Raw genomic sequence first — 19,281 nt, forward strand, 5'->3', positions numbered from 1 at the left:
GCGCCCTCCATGCCCGCCCTGTTGCTCCTCTCTGGTCCCTCCGCCGGCCTCCGCTATGAGGTCCAGGCCGAGGCGACGATCGGCCGTAGCCCCTCGTGCGAGATTCCCCTCCCCGAGGACGACCAGATGTCGCGCCGCCATGCACGCTTCTTCGTGCACGAGGGACAGGTGCGTCTGGCGGACCTGGGCTCGCGCAACGGCACGTCGGTGAATGGCGAGCGCATCGTCGACGAGGTGGTGCTCCACCCCGGCGATCGCGTCCAGGTGGGCAAGACCACGGTGCTCGTCGAGCCGCTCGGCGCGGCCGCCCTGGTGGGCTCGACCCCGGCCGGCGCGAGCCAGCTCCCCATCGAGGAGGTGCTGCCCCACGTGGGCGCGGAGGCCGCGCTGTACTCGGCGGGGGCGGCGCTGCTGGGCGCCACCAGTGAGGCCATGGTGCTGCGGTGTGTTGCCGAGGAGTCACTCCACGCGCTGCACGCGGACGCGGCGGCGGCGCTCCTCGGTGACGTCAAGGGCCTGCTCACCGCGGCCGTGGTGGGCGCGCCCTCCGTCGAGGTGCCCCGCGACATGGCCCGCGCCGCGCTGGAACACTCCGAGCAGGGCTTCTCCTCCAAAGCCCTGTGCTCACCCCTGGTGGCCTCGGGTGGGTCGCCCTTCGGCGTGCTGTACGTGGAGCGCTCGGATCCTCCCTTCACCGAAGTGGACGGACGGCTCGCCGCCATGCTCGGACGGCTCGGCGGCGAGGCCTATGCGGCGGTGCGCTCGCGCGCGGGAGCCCAGCCGGCTCGCGTGGACATGGTGGGCAACTCGCGCCCCTTCCGGAAGGTGCTGGAGCAGGCCCGCCGCGCCGCCGCCAGCGCCGCGCCCGTGGTGCTCTCCGGTGAGCCCGGCACCGGCAAGTCCCTGTGCGCTCACTACATCCACTCGCGCTCGTCCCGGGCGCTCGGGCCCCTGGTGCGCGTGGACTGCCGGGACTCGGCCTCCCTGGCGGAGGTGCTCTTCGGGCGCTCCACCGGACAGGGGTTGCCGCCCCTGTCCTCGGCCCTCCTGCGCGCCGATGGGGGCACGCTCCTGCTGCTCCATGTGGAGATGCTCCCGCGCTCCCTGGCCGAGCGGCTGGCCCGGTTGCTCGCGCGCAAGACGGCCCCGGCACGTCAGGGCGGCGAGGAGCCGGTGGACTTCCGCCTCATCGTCACCACGAGCGCTCCTCCCCGGGTGCTCGCCTCCCGGGGCGAACTGGAGGCGTCGCTGCTCCGGCAACTCGCCGGGCTCGAGCTGGAGCTGCCCCCTCTGCGCGACCGGCGCGCGGATGTCCCCCCGCTCTTCGAGCTCTTCGCCGCCCGTGGCGCTCGCGCGGCCCGGAAAGGGCCTCCCGTGCTCACCCCCGAGGCCCGGCAGTTGCTCATGGACTATGAGTGGCCGCACAACGTCCGCGAGCTGGAGTTGCTCGGCGAGCGGCTCGCGCTGGTGCATGCCGGCTCGCAGATCCACGCGCTGGGCCTGCCTCCGGAGATCCAGGCGGGGAGCACCTCGCCCACGCCGCTGACCCTGCAGGAGCGGGTTGCCCGGTTGGAGCGCGATGCCATCACCGAGGCCCTGCGCACGGCCGGCGGGAAGAAGATCGTCGCCGCCCGGATGCTGGGCATCAGCCGGCCCACCCTGGACAAGAAGATCGAGGACTACGGCCTCACCGTGGCCCGGCGGCGCGTCTGAGCGCTCGGGCGCGCTTCAGAGCGAGAGCCGTTGGCGCAGCTCCGCGTAGGCGAGGCCCGCGGGAGAGAGGGCGAGCTTCTCGGTCAGGCTCATCTCCGCGAAGGTGCGCGTGTGGCCCTCGGGGATGAAGATGGGATCCCAGTGGAAGCCCCCGGAGCCCCGGGCCTTCGTCGCCAGCTCGCCTTTGACTTCCTTCAGGATGAGCGTGCGCGTGCGGCCGTCGCAGTAGCACACCGCGCTCCTGGCGAACATCGTCCGGGACTGCCCCGCCGGGACGAGGTCACAGATCCGGAACTGGAGGGTCTCCCACAGCGGCTTGATGAGCGCGCCAGGCATTCCCCCGAGCGCGTCGAGACAGAACGCGCCATGCTCGACCACCACCGGGACCCGGCAGACCTGGTACGCGGCGGCCGCCTTGGCGAGGATGACCTTCTCGAGGTTGGCGTCGAGCACCTCCGTGACGGCGCTGCGCAGGATGCCGAGCTTGCTTGTGGGGCCGAAGAAGTGCTCGACCTCGCGGACCTTGTCCGGGTTGGTGGTGTTGTACCAGGCGATCTTCATGTCCCTCTCCTTCCTCATCCGATGAGCTGGAGCAGCTCGGCGACGCTGGCCGTCTTGTCGGTTGGATCGAGCTGGATGACGTCGATGCCCCACTCATCGAGGATCTTCGGCTGCACGGGCCCGGGGCCATGCGTGGCGAAGAAGCTGCGGCGCCCGGAGTCGTTCGGCGCGCGGCGCGCCTGGCTCTGGAGGCGCAGCTGGTGCATCCGGTACCAGATGTAGCGGATGTTGAAGTCGTTGAAGCCGTAGCCGATGAACAGGAAGCCGTGGCTGAGCAGATCGGCGCGCAGCCGCTGATCCGGGGGCGCCTCGAGCGCCATGCGCTGGAAGTAGCTGCTCTCCGTGAGGACGATGGTCTCCGGTTGCTCGAGCGTGCCGTGAAACTTGATGACCTCGCAGGCACCCGGGTGGCGGGGGCCCTGGAAGTCGTCGAAGGAGGCGAGCACGACGGCCTGCTTGCCCGCGTCTCGGAGCGCCCCCTCGAGGTGGAAGTCGTAATTGGTGGTGTAGAGGGTGTGCCAGTTGAGCCGCGCGAGCGCCTGATGCGTGGGCGAGCTCTTGCGTTTCGTTTCGGCCTCGGCCGAGTCGAAGCGGCGCGTCATCTCGTGGATGAGCCGCTGCAGGTTCCTGGGGCCGATGCGGTCGAAGTACTCGGCAAGCTGTTCGTTGCGACCGTGGAGCTCGAACAGATCGGCCTCGAAGCCGACATCCTTGGCCATCCACCCGGTCAGCTCTCGCCAGCTTGGCAGGCTCAGCGGCACGGAGAAGCCGGCGCCGAGGAAGGGGATGAGCCGGCCCTCCTTGTAGGCCTTGCGAAGGTGGGGCGCGGCCTCGGAGGGAGTCAGGACGGCCATGGGGGCAGCTCCTTGCGCGGGTGGAGGACGGGACTCCTGGATAGCACTCAGCGCCGCCGGCTGACGAGCACCCCGGAGATGACGAGCCCCGCGCCCACCGCCTGCACCCACGTGGGCTGCTCGCCGCGCACGAGCCAGGCCGTGGTCGCCGCTACCAGGGGCGTGCCGCTGTTGTAGATGGCCGTGCGGCTGCTGCCCACCGCCTGCACGCTGCGGTTCCAGACGGAGTAGGCCAGCACCAGAGGAATGAGCGCCGAGTACACCATGCCGGACCAGGCGCCCGGGCTGATGCTCTCGAGCTTCATGTCCATCACCGAGGGCAGGCCGATCAGCACGACGCCGGGCGCGCCGGTGATCATCGTGAGCGCGGTGACGCGCAGCGCGGACAGCTCGGTGCCGAGCGAGCGGATGCCCACGGTGTAGAGAGCCCAGCACAGCGAGGCGCCGAGGATGAGCAGATCCCCCTGGCGCGTGGAGGCATCCAGCTCGGGGCCGCGGGCGCTGAGGATGAGGAGCATGCCCGGCACCGCGAGCGCCAGTCCCATCACGAGCGGCCGGCGGAGCCGATCCACGCCCAGCGCGGCGCCCAGCAGGGCCGTCACCACGGGAGTGCCCGAGGTCAGCAGCCCGCTGTTGGCCGCCGTGGTGTGGGACAGGCCCACGACGAAGCAGACCTGATAGATGGTGTTGCCCACGAAGCCGAGCGCCGCGAGCTTGAGCAGGGTGGCGCGGGGCAGCGGCTTCCAGCCCTCGCGCACGTGGAGCACCACGGCCATGGCCACCGCCGCGAGCGCGAAGCGCAGGGCCATGAAGGCCAGAGGAGGGAACGAGCCCAGCGCTTCCTTCACCACCGTGTAGTTCGTCCCCCAGATGATGACGACGAAGACGAGGGCGAGGTCCGACAGGGAGACGGTGCGCGGAGCCTCGGAGGGGACGGTGACGGTGCTGGTCGTGCTCAAGACGGGCAGCGGCATACTCCCGCCGGGAGGTGCTGGCAATGCCGGTGGGGCGCCGGGGCTCAGGCGCATTGAAGCAGCACGGCCCGGCTGTCCACGTTGAGCACCTGCGCTCCGCCCGGCAGCTCCGCGAGCGGCCGTCCAAGTGGCTGTGGCCGCAGATGACGATGATCTCCTGTCGCTCTTCGAGCTCCGCGCGATTGGCTGTGGGTTTGCGGAACGGAGACCCGCCTGATGACCATGAACACCCGGGTTTTTCAGGGCGGGATTCCCGCGGGGCCATGGCGTATATGCCCCCCATGGACTTGCGTTACTCGGAAGAGGTCCGGCGCGCGAAGGAGCAGGGCGTGCCGCTGGTGGCGATGGAGACGAGCGTGGTGGCCCAGGGGCTGCCGTACCCGGACAATCTCGGGGCGGCGCGCGCTTGCGAGGAGGCCGTGCGTCGGGTGGGCGCCGTGCCCGCGCCCATCGCCGTGGTGGACGGACAGGTGTACATCGGCCTGGAGGAGCCCCAGATGCGCCGGCTCGCCGAGGGCCGTGAGCGCCTGCTCAAGCTGGGCTCGAGGGACCTGCCCGTGGCCATCGCCCGAGGGGGCACGGGAGGCACCACCGTGAGCGCCACCTGCGAGCTGGCCGCGGCGGCGGGCATCCGCGTCTTCGCCACCGGTGGCATCGGCGGTGTCCACCGGGGCGTCGCCGAGCAGCTCGACATCTCCCAGGACATCTGGGCGCTGGCTCGCTTCCCGGTGGCCGTGGTGTGCGCCGGGGCCAAGTCCGTGTTGGATCTACCCAAGACGCTGGAGGCCCTGGAGAGCGTCGCCGTGCCCGTCATCGGCGTGGGCACCGATGAGCTGCCGTCCTTCTACAGTCGCTCGTCCGGGTTGCCGCTGGAGCACCGGGTGGAGGATGCGTCCGAGGCGGCGCGCATCGCTCGGGCGCGCTTCGAGACATTGGGGCAGGGCGGGCTGCTCTTCACCGTGCCTCCGCCCGAGGAGACGTCGCTGCCTCGCGCCGACGTGGAACTGCACATCGCCTCGGCGCTGGCCGAGGCCGATCGGCAGGGCATCCGCGGCAAGGCGGTGACGCCCTTCCTGCTCTCGGAGATGGCGAAGCGCACTGGTGGAAAAACACTGCGCGCCAACCTCGCGCTGCTGACGAACAATGCCCGTTTCGCGGGGCAGCTCGCGGTGGCCTACGCCCAGCGGTAACCCTTCGGGGGCCCTCGTTCGGTAGAGGGCCCTCCTGCTTCCCTGGAGGCTCTGGGGCCGGACCGCCACATGCGGCTCCTCCTCGCACGTGACACACCTGGCCGTGCCACTCACTCGTCAGTGACACATGCTGCTGTGCCACGTTCGTTCCACCGAGCCTCACTTCGACGCCGTTCCGCCCGTGTTCCTCACCCGGGAGCAGGTGGACGGCGCCGGTCTTCCTCGAAGAGCGCAGCGTCACTGTACGGGCGGCAACGCGGCACGATGGTTGCTCCTGCCTCGGGCCGCCGTGGCCGCCCAGAACCGGTGCGGCTCTGCTCTCGAGGAGGAAACACCATGAAGCGCTCGTCACGACTGCTGGGAACTCTTGCCCCGTTGCTGTTGGCCGCGGGTTGCGGCCCGGACGCCTCCCTGGACCGGGCGCCCGGCTCCGACGGAGTCACCTCCAGCTCGCTCGTGCTCGACGGCCAGAAGTTCAAGGTCAATACCGGCATCGCCTCCACGGAGCACTGCCGTGTGCCACAGAGCCGGCAGGCGGATTTCCAGGCGAACCGGCAGCTCCTCATCCGGCGCGGCACCACCCTGCGCGGCCTCTGTACCGTCGAGGCCACCGCGAGCGCCTCGGGCGACTTCGAGATGAACCAGGAGGGGTTCGACAACCGGGTGAAGATCTCCGGCGACAACGCCACCGAGACCTCCGCTGACGTCCAGGTGGCCAACCAGCACACCGCGGGCAGCGCCCCGGCGATCGCCCAGCCCGCCAACTCGCTCGATGAGGCCAACACCCAATCACTCGGCAAGGTGATGGAATACACCCTCCGCGCGCCGGGCTCGGTGGTGGCCTACACCGTGCCGCACCCCTTCGAGAAGGGAACCTTCGAGCAGGGCTCGCTCGTCCACACCGCGGATACGCAACGCAATGCCATCTGGGCCGCGGGGATCAACAACAACCAGAAGGGCACCCTCAGTCGGTATCACATCACCGCTACCGAGATCAGCGGCGCGAGCTTCCCCGGGCTGGGGACGTTCCTGGCCAACCGGATTCCCTACGCCGTCGCCTTCCACGGCGAGACGAGCTGCACCACGAGCGAGGTCAAGGTGGGCGGCGGCATCGAGCTGTCCTTCCGGCAGGGCGTGGCGGAGATCATCCGCGAGGCGCTCAACGACTCCAGCCTGCGCGTCCACTGGCGACCCGGTGTCTGCTTTGAGGGCAGCGATGATGACAACTTCGTCAACGCCATGAGCGTGGACTTCCGGGGCTTGCAGTTGGAGCAGGACAGCACGCTCATCCTCGGCGATGCCTCACGGCGCGAGAAGGTCGCCAACGCCGTCAAATCCGTGTTCGATTGCCTCATCGACGGCGCCGACAACTCGCCCACCGTGACCAGTTCCACCTCCTGGTCGGCCGACTCCGGCGGCTCCACCTACGCCTCCACTGGAGCCTGCCGGCGCTTCATCGCCGAAATCGAGCTTCCCAACGTGTCCGGTGGCCACACCCTTTCCGCGGGAGCCTCCACCTGCGTGGATGGACACACGGCGCACGTCGACTACTACCGTTGGACGACGAGCAGCAGCGGCGTGGGCTACTGGGTGCGCATCGGTGGCGGCAACATCACCTACTCCGGAACTGGAGCGGGTTGCGGCACGGTCTTCTCGAGCGAGTCCGGCTACACCTACGTCCAGCCCGGCGTGGTGGGAAACAGCGCGAGCGGAACCACCCGGCTGCGCGCTGTGATCCGGGCCTTCGATGCGAGCGGTGCTTCCGTGCCCGCCTTCTTCTCGGTGCAGTGAGCCGTCCGCTAGAAGCTCACGCCCTCGACATTCGGCGCGGGCACCGTCAGTGACAGCCGCTGCGGTGCCGCGTCCTTTCCGTAGAACGACTGGTACAGGTACAGGTCCGCCAGCACCTGCTTCACGTACCCACGCGTCTCGCGGAAGGGAATCTCCTCGACGAACAGGTCCAGGGGCAGCGAGCCCTTCTGCTGCACCCACTTCACCGCTGCGTCGGGACCCGCGTTGTACGCCGCCGCCGCGAGCGCCGGATGCGAGAAGCGCTTCATCAACTGCGACAGGTACCACGCCCCATACCGGATGCTCAGCGACGGCGAGAACAGCTCCGCGGGCGCCGGCTCCGGCTCCGACAGCTTCTTCGCGATGGCGCGCGCCGTCGGCGGAATCACCTGCATCAGCCCGCGCGCATCGGCGGCGCTGGCCACCTCGGGGCGGAAGGCGCTCTCGCGGCGCATGATGGCCCACACGAGGAACGGGCTCACCTTGTAGCGCGAGGCCTCGCTCTCCACCGCGTTGGCGAAGGCGCGCGGGTAGAAGGCCGCGAGCGCCTCGGGGGCCCTGGCTCCAAACGCCCGGCCCCACAGGTACCGCGCGGCCACCGCGTGCGCATGTCCGTACTCGCCCAGCCGCAGCAGGGCCTGGGCGAACGTCAGCGCCTGGTCCTGGCCACGGATGCGCGCCGAGCGGGCCTGCACCTCCTCGGCCGCGTCGCTGAACAGCCCCGCCTCGGTGAGCGCCACCGCCAGCTTCAGCTCCGGCAGCACCCCGGCGGCCTCCAATTGCTTCGGCGCCTCGGGGAAGGCCGCGGGAGGCTCCTTGCCGAGCTCACGCAGTCGCTCGGTGGCGAGCAGCGCGTAATACGAGTTGGGCGCGGTGGCGATGACGGACTCATACCCGGGGCCGGTGACGTCCGCGCCGGCACCCTCCAACTCGTGGCTGCGGGCCGACCAGTAGCGCGCCTGTGGCACCAGGCTGCTGCGCGGGAAGGTATCCGCCAGCGTGTCGAGCACCTCGCGCGCCGGGCCGTACTGCTCCATCCGGATGTGTGCCAGCGCGCGGTACCACATCGCCTCGTCCCGGCGCCGCGAGCCCGTGTGCCGCTGATCAAACGCCTTGAAGGACTTCACCGCGTCCTCGAAGCGCCCGGCCTGCAGGTCCAACCAGCCCACGTAGAAGCCCGCCTCGTCGGCCACGTCCTCCTTGGGCCAGGTCTTCTCGATGGCGGCCATCTGCTCGCGGGCCTTCACGTTGTCGTCGGCCTTGAGCGCGCGGCGCGCGGTGACGTAGGCGGCCTCGGCGGCTACCGAGGGAGGCCCCTGGCGCGCCACGGCCAGCGCCTGCTCCGCCTCCTCCTTCTTCCCGGTGGAGTAGAGCGCCTGCGCGCGCACCAGCGCCACCTGCGCCTTGTCCTGCTTCGTGCGTGCCAGCTTGCGCGACTCGGCCTTCTCCAGCTCCTCCAACACTCGCTTGGGCGCACCGGCGTCGAGCAGCCCGCGCGCCCGCTGCAGGTGCTCGGCCAGCGTCAGCCGCAGCGGCGGCTTCGTCGCCTCGAGCATCGCCAGGGCCTCGTCCGCGTACGGGTGCGCGGGGTAGCGCAGCGCCACCGCCTTCAAGTCCTCGCGCTCGCCAGTGGCGTTGCCCATTGCCTTCCGCGTCTGGGCCCGCTGGTAGAGCAGCTCCGCCGAGGGCTCCTCCTTCGCGGCCACCTCGAGCACCGGGGCGGCCTCCTTCGCCTTGCCCGCGGCCAGCAGCGCCTCGCCCAGCCGGGCCCGTGTCCGCGACGCCAGCGCCGGCGAGGCCTTCTCCATGGCCTTCGCGAAGGCCACCGCCGCCTGCGCCGCGTCACCCGAGTAGAAGTGCGCCTGACCCAGGTAGTAGGCCAGGTAGGGCTGGAGCGGCTCGGACACGCTCGCGCCCGTCAGCAGGGTACGCGCCTCGGTTACATCTCCCTCCGCCAGGGCGAGCGTTCCCGCGAGCAGGGCGATGCGGCCGGCGTCAGGACACTTGCTGGCCGCACAGGCCTCGAGGTCCTTGTGCGCCAACTCTCGCGCTCCGGCGCGATGCAGCCGTACCGCCTCCAGCGTCTCCGGGGACTGTGCCCACGCCACGCCCGAACCCAACATCACCGAGAGAAGTCCGGTCCCGGTCCACCGCCGCATGTGTGCATCTCCTTTTCCGCTTTCTCACGGAGCGAGGGGCTGGAGAACAGCAGGCCCGAATTCCACATTCCGCACCACATCCGCGCACCGGGCCACTTCGTGCCTGCTCAGGGTGCGGTTTGACAGCCGGGCCGACAAGTCCTAGATCCCCCCCGCGACGACAGGGCCACTGTTCAGCAGCTGTCAATTGTTTGGCTGCTGATCTGTGTGAAATGAAAGTTACTAGGCGTAAAGGGCCCTGACCCGTTGCGTCAAAAGGGGGCGCTTCTTAGGTTGTGCGGCCATTTCAAGCGCATGACCTGAAAGGTCGCTGATGAGGTGACTTGCGTTCCGGGCCGTTCGCGGCCCCATGCGTTCGGGGGGGAAACAGCTCTACTGGGAGGGCTCCGTTCCATGCTGAAGCCGTGTCCGACTGATTTGCCGCAGACCATCAATCCCGAGGCCGGGCCCAAGCGGGCTGGCGTCGAGACTCACCGTAACCTCAATTGCAACTACTACGACAACTGCCTCGATGAGGCGGTGCGCCGTGGCTGGCAGTCCTTCACCTGCGTGAAGTGCCCGATGAACCAGCAGGTGGCTCCGCCACAGATGGGCATCGAGGCGTACGCCACGCAGCGCCGCGCCATCTGAGGCGGCCGCCATGCATGCGCCAGAGGCTCCCGGCGTGCCGGGCCGGGAGCCCGCTCAGCGCATGGCGGCGTAGATGATCACCATCCAGTACTGTCCCTTCCCGTAGGTGCGCGAGTCCCCTCGGACGGCGCCCACGCCCACCAGGGTGTTCTTACGGTCTCCCAGGTTCTTGGAGTCCGGGAGCAGGGTCGGACTCTCCGCCACGTAGAAGTCCACCGCGGCGCTCTTGGAGTTCTCCAGGGCGGCGAAGACGCGGTCATGCACCTTGGTGCCGGGCAGTTGCACGCTGGGCTGGTCCAGCTCGAGTGCGCGCCGGGCATGGTCCAGGGCGATCTGCTCCAGCACGGGGTTGCGCTCCAGGGCGGGCAGGCCGCGCGAGGCGCGGTGCGTGGCGATGGCCTGGTAGGCCTCCTCGAGCGGATCCACCGGGGCGGTGGCGGTGGTGGCGGCGGGGGTGACGCTGGAGGAGAAGATCTCGGTGAGCAGGGCCTGGTCGCGCCCATCCACCTTCTGGAAGGTGACGCCGATGCCGGCATGGGTGAACTGGGCGCCGAGCAGGTTGCCGCGGTGGCCGGGGCTGTGCTCGATGCCGAAGTGGGCGGCGAGCGGCCCGGAGGCCATGCCGAGGTTCTCTCCGGCGATGCGGTAGGTGGAGCCCGCGGAGGTCAGGCGGTTGCGCAGGTCCGAACCATCCGGGGCCACATGGGCGAAGAAGCCCTCCTTGGCCATGCGGTCGCTGTAGGCCTGGGCCACGCCGTTGAGGGTGTCGTCGAGCGCGAGCTCCTGCGCCCCGTGGGCGCGGCGCAGGGCGTTGATACGGGCCAGCACGGCCATGCGGGCCTCCTCCACGGTGGTGGGCTCCACCACGTGCTCGCGCTCGCCCTTGCGCTGGGAGGTGCCCACGTCCACGAGGAAGATCGCCGCCACCTCCGGCCCCCGCTCGCTGCGGCCGACGATCTCCACGGTGTAGCGGCCCTCGGAGGGGAAGAGCAGCCGGGTGCAGAAGGAGGGGCCCGACTCGCGCGTGAGGGGAGGGCGCTCCACGCGGCCATCGGGCAGGGTGACGTAGACCTCGGTCCCGCGCAGCGGGGAGGCGAGCTGGCCGCACAGGCTCTGGCTCGTGCCGGGCTTGTCGAGGGTGCGGGCAAAGCGCTGCAGGGTGGCCTTGCGCTCGGCGAGCAGCACCACGAGGGCGGCGCGATCCTTCTCCACGGCCACGCCCACGCCCACGTGGGTGGCGGGCTCCTGGGGGAGATCCTTCCGGGCGAGCAGCGTCTCCACGGCATGCTCGCGCACCCAGGCGCGGATGACATAGGAGCGGGGGCTCGGGTCGGTGCCGTTCGCATCGCTGACGGCCTCGGTGAGGGCGAGCAGCTCCACGGCGCCGGAGGGGCTGTCGTCGAGCGCCTCGCGGGCGAGCCTGCGCGCGGCCTGGGTGAGGGCGGGGTCGGTCTGGGGGGCGCGGCGGCCCACGCGCTCGAACTCCTGGAGGACGTGGCGCGAGGCCTGTTGCTCCATGGTGGTGGGCGAGAGCGAGGTGGAGGCGAGCAGGGCGCTGAGGGCGAGGGCGAGCATCGCTACTCCAGCCGGAAGACGAGGGCGGAGACGGCATCCGGCCCCAGCCGGGCGTTGAGCTGCTCGCGCAGGGACTCCTGCTGCCGGGACAGGGTGTGGGCCCACTCGGCGCTGACCACGTTGACCACCAGGGTGCCTCCCTCGAGGGTGTGAGGCCGGGCGTGCTTGGAGATGTGGGGCCCGACCGTGGCGTTCCAAACCGGGACGAGGGCCTGTCCCTTCCCGGACTGTTCGGCCAGGCGGGCCAGGACGCGGGGGAGGAGTTGATCGAGGGTCTGCGGATCGCGCCGGGCCATGTGGGGAGTCATCATCGGCCGGGGCGGGGGGAATGCCAACCGAGGAGTGTAGGGCGGGGGTGTCGTGGGTTGAAGGGTCCACTGGCGTGCAACCTCGCGGAATCCGGACTCGGCATGAAGCTGGCTAGGCGGTGTATACGGAGCCCTGCTTGACATGGTCCGAAGGGAGCCGTTTGGCTCCTCGCTGACTGGAGCCGCCGATGAATCCCCCCCTTCGTCTGGCGCTATGCGCCGTCCTTCTGTCGTGCACGAGCCTGTGGAGCGCCTGCGCTCCAGGCAGCCCTGGGACTCCGCCCGACGAGTCACCGGACACGCCGCACACGGGCTCGTGCCAGGTGGATCAGGACTGCCCGGATCCCGGGCTCTTCTTCTGCGACACGGTGACGTCGCGCTGCCTGGCCGCCTGCCGGACGCAGGAGGACTGCACGGCGCAGAAGCGGGGGGCGTACCGGATCGCCGAGTGTGACGCCAATCCGCTGGGTTGCCGCTGTGACAGCAGCCGGTGCGTGCAGGCGCTGTGTTCGGCGGACGCGGAGTGCGGGGGATCCGGGACGGTGTGCCGCAACGGCCGGTGCCAGCCGGCGCCCGCGGCGAGCACGGTGGCGGCGTGCCGGGTGACGCCGGATTACGTGGTGGGGCGCGAGGGGACGTCGGCGCGCTTCTCGGTGCTGGCGATGGACGCAGCGGGCGGGCCGGTGGTGGTGCCCTCGGGCGCGACGTGGACGGCGCTGGAGGGGAGCGTGCAGGGGGGAGGCGCGGGGGTGGAGTCCTCCTTCGTGCTGTCGGCGGCGACGGTGGAGGCGCGCGAGTCGGTGCAGGCGCGGGTGGGGAGCGCCACGTGCACGGCGCGGGTGAGGGTGCTGGGGGCGGCGCTGGAGTCGGGGCAACTGCGCGCGGTGGTGACGGACGAGCAGACGGGCCGGCCCATTCCGGGCGCGGTGGTAGTGACGGCGGACGCACAGGGAGCGGTGACGGGCTCGTCCGCGACGGATGCGAGCGGCGTGGCGATGCTGGCGGCGCCGGCGTCGGCGGGGAGCGTCTCGGTGTTCCACGCGGACTTCGGCTACCTCACGGTGGCGCATGGCGGGAGCACGGGCCCCACGGACCTGGCGCTGCCGCTGCGGCGCAACCCGACGGACCGGTACGGAGGCTACAAGGGCACGTTCCGGAACATGCCGACGAGCCTGGACATGCACTCGGGGCTGGCGGGGCTGTCGTCGCCGGACGCGGTGACGGACCTGTCGGCGTCGCTGCTGGCGGGCCCGACGCGCCGGGTGAGCTTCACGATGGGAGGGCAGGCCCGCGAGGCGACGCTGCCGGCGGGGGCCTACGTGGTGCTTCCGGGCAGCACGTTGCAGGTGACAAACGTGTCGGCGCAGGGCCTGGCGGGGGTCTGCGACGAGGCCCTGCAGGGAGTGGAGGAACCCGAGGTGGCGATGGCCACGGGGACGTGCGGCACGCGGACGGCGTGGGCACTGGGCGGGGACATTCCGCTCAACGCACTGCCCCTGCTGTCGGGCGGGACGATGGACGTGGGGCAGGTGCTGGCGCAGACGATTCCGCTGCTGCGCACCTTCAACTCCTCGGTGGTGCGGGACGTGGGGTTCCGGCTGAAGGAGACGCCGGGGGCGGACATGGGCGCGCCGGACTTCTCGGACCAGGCGCACTTCACGGGCGTGGACCACGACTTCAAGGCGGATCGGAGCATGGGGCTGGCCTTCTCGTTCGCCGTCCGGGTGCCGGCGCTGCCGCGCTACCGGGGGGCGTGGATGGACAGCGCGGCGGTGATGGGCGCGGCGCGAGTGCCGGGGCGCGGAGTGGTGCCGCTGGGCCTGGGAATGGGGACGAACACGAACCCGGCGGATCCGAACACGGACATCCAGGCGAACCTGCCGGGACCGGGACTGGTGAGCGTGCGGATGGCGCCCGCGCACCACGGGCTCGAGGGCAGCCCGTATGACCTGATCATCACGGCCTCCTCCTCGGCCGCCGCCAACGACGCGACGGCGGGAGCGGCCTCCAGCGTGCTCATCGACCGGACGCTGGAGAAACTGCCCTTCGATCCGAAGGGGAGCTCGCCCGTGACGGTGAGCGGGCCCTTCCTGCTGGTGCCCGAGGGAGCGCGTTACAACTACAACCTGGGGACGGCGGGAGGGCTCGAGGGACGGCAGCTGCGCTTCCTCGTGGCGCCGGAGCTGCCCGTGGCGACGGTGCTGCGCGCGGTGTTCACGAACCGGGCGGAGCACCGCTGGGAGGTGCTGATGGACGTGGCGAGCGCCACCACGGGGGTGCGCCTGCCGGTGCCGCCGGTGCCCTTCGAGGATCGGACATACTTCGGGGACCTCACGGGGTCGCGCTCGCCGTTCGGGGTGCAGGCGCTGGTGCTGCGGCGGACGGGGACGTCGGCGGGAGCGGCGTTGAATCTGAACGGGCTGGTGGATGCGGACGGGGTGGACCTGGAGCACCTGGGGGCGCTGACGGTGGCGTGGTCGGCGCTGGACTACGGCCGGCCGCTGGTGACGTGGATGGACCCCGAGGAGGACGGCAAGACGCTGTCGCGAGGCTCCAAGGTGAAGGTGCGCGTTCTGGCCTTCCGGGTGGGGAGCGGCATCTCGGACGACGGCTCCGTGCGGCTGACGTTCTCGGGCGGGGCGGGGTGCGCGGGCAAGACGGTGAACGGGTACGTGGTGGACTCGCAGGGGCGGGGCGAGGTGGAGCTGCAACTGCCTGGCGAGTGCTCGGGGACGGGCGTGCAGCTCACCGCGACGCTGGTGGACCCAGACGGCGTGCCCCTGCTCCCCCCGGTGACGAGCACGCGCACGATCACCATCACCCCGTGAGAAAGCTCCCCTCACTCAGCTCCCTCCCTCGTTCCCTGGACGAGGGAGGAGCGCCGGATGGGGTCTCCCGAGGCCGATTTCTCTCTTTTTGTGAGAGAGCGAGGTGCCATCCAGGCCGAGCGGGCGTGCATCTGTGCACAGAACCGCTCCGTCCACTGGCTTACAAGGATTTCCGGGTGGTACCGTCTTGGGTGGCATGGCGCAGAACGAGACGGTCGTCACAGTCATCTCGAAGATCTCAGAGCGGCCGGTCGATCATGACGCGGCGCTGGTGGTGATCTACGGCCTGGAACTGGGCAGGAAGTACGACCTGTTCAAGGAGGAGATCCTGATTGGACGCTCCTCGAAGGCGGAGATCCAGGTGGACCAGGAGTCCATCAGCCGCAACCACGCATGCATCACGAACACGAAGCGTGGGGTGTTCATCAAGGATCTGGAGTCGACGAACGGGACGTTCGTGAACGACGAGGCGGTGCAGGGGGAGAAGGCGCTGCGCAACGGGGACCTGGTGAAGATCGGGAGGACGATCTTCAAGTTCATCGCGGGAGGGAACATCGAGGCGGCGTACCACGATGAGATCTACCGGCTGACGACGATGGACGGGCTGACGCAGATCTACAACCGGCGCTACTTCGAGGAGGCGCTGGAGCGAGAGGTGTCGAGGTCTCGGAGGTACGAGCGGAGCCTGGCGCTGGTGATGTTCGACGTGGACCACTTCAAGCTGGTGAACGACAAGTACGGGCACCTTGCGGGGGACTACGTGCTGAAGCAGCTGGCATCGGCGCTGCGCACGAAGATCCGGCGGGAGGACGTATTCGCGAGGTACGGCGGGGAGGAGTTCGGGCTGCTGCTGCCGGAGATTGACTTGCTGGGGGCGGTGAAGCTCTCGGAGAAGGTGCGCAGGCTGGTGGAGAAGCAGCGCTTCGAGTTCGACAAGAACATCATCCCGGTGTCGATCTCGCTGGGGGTGGCGCTCCTGGCAGCGGATCACCGGGACTCGGCGGATCTGAAGCGAGCGGCGGACGGGAAGCTGTACGAGGCGAAGGCAGCGGGCCGTAACCGCGTGTGCTCGTGAGCAGGAGCCCGGTCGGAGAGTGGCTCGTGGGCTTCGATGCCCGGGAGCTGTGGCTTGACGTGGGGCGGCAGTGGGAGGCATCCCGGCGAGGGCTCTACCTGCTCCGGGAGGACGCGAGGAAGCCGCTGGCGACGGACGCGAGGGTCTGGCCCTCGCTCTTCGGAGAGGGGCTTCCCGAGGCGGAGCGCGAGCGGTTGGCGCTCCGAGACGCGAACCTGCCGGACTGGAGGGGTCCGAACCCGCCGCTGTGGGACGACCTGGAGCGGATGAGGAACAGCCTGACGTCGCTCGGCGCGGTGCGAGAGGCTCCATATGCGCTGGTGGCGGTGAGCTGGCACTGGGACGGGAAGCCCGAGGAAGGCACGTGGCAGGGAGGCCCCTACCGGGAGCCGACAGTGCCCGCCATGCGTGAGGAGGGCTGGAAGCTTCTCGGCTACGACGTGGCGGATGGAGGGCTCATCAGCGGCCTCAGCAACTGCGGATACACGGAAGCCGAGGCCGCGAGCCTCAGGGCGAAGTGGGCGGGACACCTGAACGAGCACCACCTGTTGGGAGACCTGGAGCGGGCCCTGGAGTTCCGGGAGGTCAGTGACCGGCGCGTGCCCGAGCATGCTCCATTCTTCGTCTTCGGCCTCTGGCTCATCGAGGAGCACCGCTGAGGAGCGCAATGAAGACAGACGCGAACACAGCGTTCAAGGCAATGACACTCTTTCTGGAGGACTACTGGAATCGCGTAGGCAGACCAGACGCTCTGGGAGATCTGCTCTCGGGACTTCAACTGCTACAGGACGGCATGCCTATGGATCCGGCCCACTGGGAAGATTGGATGCGAGCGCTGAAAGCAGCGAAGTCCGGAGTGCGTTGAGAATGAAAGGCATTCAGCGGGGGATGATGGTTGCCATCGGTCTGCTGGTGGGTTGCGTATCCAGGGGGCGCTACTGGGAACATCCCGGGAGGGATGGTTTCGAATTCGAGCAGTTTCGATCCGATCATGCGTGTGCTGTAGCCCTGGGCTATGAGTCCCCGACGTCAGAGGCCTGTTTGAGGAGGTCCTGGTCTGCCATGAGCGCAATGGTGAATAGCCAGGAGTGCACTGCCGATGCGGACTGTGCAGTCATGCACTCCTGGCCTTCTGTTGGTCCCTGCTGCACAGCGGTGAATCGCTCGTGGTTCCTTGGTCAGGGGCGGATTGAGCTCGAAAAGGAGGTAGAGCAGGCATGTGGATCGGTCAATCGCATCTGCATGAAAGGCTCTTCCTGCGAGGCCCATTGCGTGAAAAACCAATGCGTTCTCAGGACGCCAGAACCGTACCTGATTCCTGCGAATGCATCTTGCGCCACCAGCGCGTCTGACGAACAGGGACTCATTGGGTCAACGCAGTGAACAAGGGGGGGATGCCCATGAGTTTGAGATTGCATCACAGGGTCTTAATCGTTGTGACCGGTGCTACGAGCTTTCTGGTGGCAATATTGGCTTGGTCGGAGCGACACTGGTCCGACATGAATGCCGACCGGAACATGCGGCGGGTTGCCTCGGCCATTGACGAATTCCGGCGGGCGAAAGGTATCTGGCCTTGGAGCGTCGAAGAAATGGTACCACCCCGATGTGTTGGCGCCGGTTGCATGCAGGCTGCAGTACCACGCGACGATTGGGGACGAGTGTTTGTGCTGAACGAAGACGCGGGATGTATCTCGCTCCGCTCGCTGGGCCGCGATGGGATTGTAGGAACCCATGACGACCGAGTAGTCCTGGTTGGGCCGTCACGTCCGTCAAGCATGCCCTGAGCGCTGTCTGGAACGGGGCCTCGGGGGTTGAGAGTGTCCAAGATGAAAAGTCAGGTGATTCCTGTTGTGATGGCTGTCTTGTCATGGGTTGTGGGGACGAGCAGTTGTGCCCACATGGTGACGGAAGATCAGGTGCACGACATCATCCTGGGCTGTCCTGAATCCGCCAGAACCGCATGCGAATGTCCGCCCTCTCCACTTCGTGATGAGTTCTGCCCGCCCACATCGGCGATGGCTGACGGGGGTGTGAGAGAGTAGGGCGTTCAAGGCGTGCCTACCGACGCTGAGCTGTAAGAGGGGAAATTTGGAAGATGACGAGAACAAACGGCAAAGGCAGTTTCTGACTTCATGCTGTCAATCGGGGCACAGCTCAATGAATCAGTGCGGCTGGTCCAGACGACGGAAACAGAGGAGATCTTCCAGTATTACCGGCTTCAGGTCGCGATGCTCATGGCAACCATTCAGGACAAGGTGATGAACCCGCTTTATGCCGAACATCCCGATCTGGTTCAGCCAGAGCGAGACTTGGTGTTGAGCCTCATCCCTGCGGTTCTGCCTCCCCTTTTCGCCAGGGGTTCAGGCAGCCTGAACCGGTCTGGCAGGCTTGGAGAATTCCGATGAATCATTTCGATGCCATTCGTTTCGACCGCGAAGGTCAGATTGAGGCGGCTGCTCGGCTCTACGAAGGGTCGCTGTTGGTTGGAGAGAGAACACTGGAACTGTTCTTGAATCTCGCGATTCTATATTGGCAAGCCACCGAGATTGGATTCTCGACCAGGCACGGGCTGGGTCCAGGATTTGTCGCGACGGCCAGCGAGCGGTTCCCTGTTCTGCTCAGTGAAGCGGGTCGAGCCTACCCGGAAAGTACAGAAGTCAGGTTCTGGCAGAAGTACATCCCCTGGGCGGATCTTGGGGAGGAGATCGCGCCAGAGGACTGCCGGCAGTTTCTGAAGGAAGACCCAGCCGTGTTGGCTCCGGCAATGTACCTGTTCGCTCAGACGCAGGGCCGGGAATATCGACAGGAGGCCGTTGAGCTCCTTCGTCGATGTCGAGAGGACGGTACAACGCGAACTCAGTATGTCGCATCGGTCATTGAGGGAGTGTTGAAGCGAAGTGCGTGGTCCGAAGTGCACGCTCAAGGTGGAACAACCTGAGCCTTCCGCTCGTGGGCTACTCCATGATTCGCGAACCCAAGGATGTTCTTGCAGACATTGGCGCAGTGATTCGCACAGGCGGCAGAGGGCCACTCTCTGCCCTCGTGGTTGAGTTGATCGCCAGTCTGTGCATGCACCAGCAGTTTCCTGAAGATGCCTTTGAGCGACTGCTCTCTCTGCTGAGTGATCCAGTGCTTCGGGCGCATGAGGGGGCTTGGGGGTTGCTGAAAGAGATCGACGGCAGCTGGGCGCTGCTAACGGCACCACAACGAGAGAAGCTGCGTCCTCTGCTGGTGGAGAGCTTCGACCAGTGGGGGAGCCCAATGGGGGCGTTTGTTATCGGGGAAGTGCTTGGCGAGCGCTACTGTGACGAAGATGCGCTGAAGGCGCTCTCGACGCTTTCGAAAGGTGCCTCGATGCCGGCGCGCGCCTTGGTGCCCCACGGCCTTGAATCGTTGGCTTTGCACACAAAGAGCGCTGAGATCAGGCGACGGGCTGTTGAGATGCTTCGCGAGTTGAAGCGGGATAGGGTGGCTCAGGTCCGAGATGAGGCATGCACTGCCCTTCGGAAGCTTGGCGAGGAATCGATGTGAATGGTTACTTGGTTGTCGAGCGGTCGCGGCGCGGTTTCCTTTATCGTGGAGTTGATAGAAATCCTTGGGGCTTGGTTGAGAGACATTTTTAT

Annotated in this window: 16 protein-coding genes; 10 read left to right on the top strand and 6 right to left on the bottom strand. The window is 68.2% G+C overall.

The window, feature by feature from the left end; genetic code table 11:
* The first annotated feature begins 9 nt into the window (after positions 1-9).
* The gene (locus DAT35_RS47020) at positions 10-1,713 is read left to right on the top strand and encodes a sigma 54-interacting transcriptional regulator (protein WP_108075896.1); all 1,704 of its coding nucleotides are present in this window, start codon (positions 10-12) and stop codon (positions 1,711-1,713) included.
* A 15-nt stretch (positions 1,714-1,728) separates the two neighbouring features.
* On the opposite strand, the gene DAT35_RS47025 is transcribed toward DAT35_RS47020, so the two are convergent.
* The 3 genes from DAT35_RS47025 to DAT35_RS47035 are packed head-to-tail and all read right to left on the bottom strand — an operon-like array spanning position 1,729 to position 4,087.
* A complete protein-coding gene (locus DAT35_RS47025) occupies positions 1,729-2,274 on the bottom strand; it encodes a non-canonical purine NTP pyrophosphatase (protein WP_158502164.1) in 546 nt (181 codons plus the stop codon).
* A 14-nt stretch (positions 2,275-2,288) separates the two neighbouring features.
* Positions 2,289-3,128, bottom strand: a complete 840-nt coding sequence (locus tag DAT35_RS47030) for an SIR2 family protein (protein WP_108075898.1) — start codon at positions 3,126-3,128, stop codon at positions 2,289-2,291.
* Positions 3,129-3,175: 47 nt separating this feature from the next.
* Positions 3,176-4,087: a DMT family transporter gene (locus DAT35_RS47035; RefSeq protein WP_108076014.1), complete on the bottom strand. Its 912-nt coding sequence runs from the start codon at positions 4,085-4,087 to the stop codon at positions 3,176-3,178.
* Between the two features lie 296 nt (positions 4,088-4,383).
* Here DAT35_RS47035 and DAT35_RS47040 point away from each other — a divergent pair, with 296 nt between their 5' ends.
* Both DAT35_RS47040 and DAT35_RS47045 read left to right on the top strand, forming a co-directional pair.
* Positions 4,384-5,292 carry a pseudouridine-5'-phosphate glycosidase gene (locus DAT35_RS47040; protein WP_108075899.1) on the top strand — a complete coding sequence of 303 codons (909 nt, stop codon included), beginning with the start codon at positions 4,384-4,386 and terminating at the stop codon, positions 5,290-5,292.
* Positions 5,293-5,628: 336 nt separating this feature from the next.
* Positions 5,629-7,083, top strand: coding sequence for a hypothetical protein (locus DAT35_RS47045; protein ID WP_108075900.1), 1,455 nt, complete (start codon positions 5,629-5,631; stop codon positions 7,081-7,083).
* 8 nt (positions 7,084-7,091) lie between these two features.
* On the opposite strand, the gene DAT35_RS47050 is transcribed toward DAT35_RS47045, so the two are convergent.
* Positions 7,092-9,242 (bottom strand): transglycosylase SLT domain-containing protein, encoded by a 2,151-nt coding sequence (locus DAT35_RS47050; protein ID WP_108075901.1) that lies wholly within the window; start codon positions 9,240-9,242, stop codon positions 7,092-7,094.
* 396 nt (positions 9,243-9,638) lie between these two features.
* Between DAT35_RS47050 and DAT35_RS47055 the strand changes: the two genes are divergently transcribed.
* Positions 9,639-9,872: a hypothetical protein gene (locus tag DAT35_RS47055; protein WP_108076015.1), complete on the top strand. Its 234-nt coding sequence runs from the start codon at positions 9,639-9,641 to the stop codon at positions 9,870-9,872.
* Between the two features lie 54 nt (positions 9,873-9,926).
* Here DAT35_RS47055 and DAT35_RS47060 read toward each other — a convergent pair whose 3' ends face one another.
* Entirely contained in the window at positions 9,927-11,447 is a 1,521-nt protein-coding gene (locus DAT35_RS47060; protein ID WP_108075902.1) for a CAP domain-containing protein, read from the bottom strand.
* 2 nt (positions 11,448-11,449) lie between these two features.
* Positions 11,450-11,743, bottom strand: a complete 294-nt coding sequence (locus tag DAT35_RS47065) for a DUF721 domain-containing protein (protein WP_108075903.1) — start codon at positions 11,741-11,743, stop codon at positions 11,450-11,452.
* Positions 11,744-11,943: 200 nt separating this feature from the next.
* Here DAT35_RS47065 and DAT35_RS47070 point away from each other — a divergent pair, with 200 nt between their 5' ends.
* The 6 genes from DAT35_RS47070 (at position 11,944) to DAT35_RS47095 (ending at position 19,189) form a co-directional block, all read left to right on the top strand.
* A complete protein-coding gene (locus DAT35_RS47070) occupies positions 11,944-14,583 on the top strand; it encodes a carboxypeptidase regulatory-like domain-containing protein (protein ID WP_146210163.1) in 2,640 nt (879 codons plus the stop codon).
* A 196-nt stretch (positions 14,584-14,779) separates the two neighbouring features.
* Positions 14,780-15,658: a GGDEF domain-containing protein gene (locus tag DAT35_RS47075; RefSeq protein ID WP_108075905.1), complete on the top strand. Its 879-nt coding sequence runs from the start codon at positions 14,780-14,782 to the stop codon at positions 15,656-15,658.
* Positions 15,659-15,684: 26 nt separating this feature from the next.
* Positions 15,685-16,317: a hypothetical protein gene (locus DAT35_RS47080; protein WP_146210164.1), complete on the top strand. Its 633-nt coding sequence runs from the start codon at positions 15,685-15,687 to the stop codon at positions 16,315-16,317.
* Between the two features lie 1,473 nt (positions 16,318-17,790).
* Complete coding sequence (locus tag DAT35_RS47085) at positions 17,791-18,063, top strand: hypothetical protein (RefSeq protein WP_108075907.1); 273 nt, start codon at positions 17,791-17,793, stop codon at positions 18,061-18,063.
* On the top strand, positions 18,060-18,596 hold the full coding sequence (locus tag DAT35_RS47090; protein ID WP_108075908.1) for a hypothetical protein: 537 nt from the start codon (positions 18,060-18,062) through the stop codon (positions 18,594-18,596). The genes DAT35_RS47085 and DAT35_RS47090 overlap by 4 nt, the downstream gene beginning before the upstream one ends.
* A gap of 23 nt (positions 18,597-18,619) precedes the next feature.
* The gene (locus DAT35_RS47095; RefSeq protein WP_158502165.1) at positions 18,620-19,189 is read left to right on the top strand and encodes a hypothetical protein; all 570 of its coding nucleotides are present in this window, start codon (positions 18,620-18,622) and stop codon (positions 19,187-19,189) included.
* Positions 19,190-19,281 lie beyond the last annotated feature (92 nt).

The organism is Vitiosangium sp. GDMCC 1.1324 (assembly GCF_003044305.1).
Classification (GTDB): Bacteria; Myxococcota; Myxococcia; order Myxococcales; family Myxococcaceae; genus Archangium.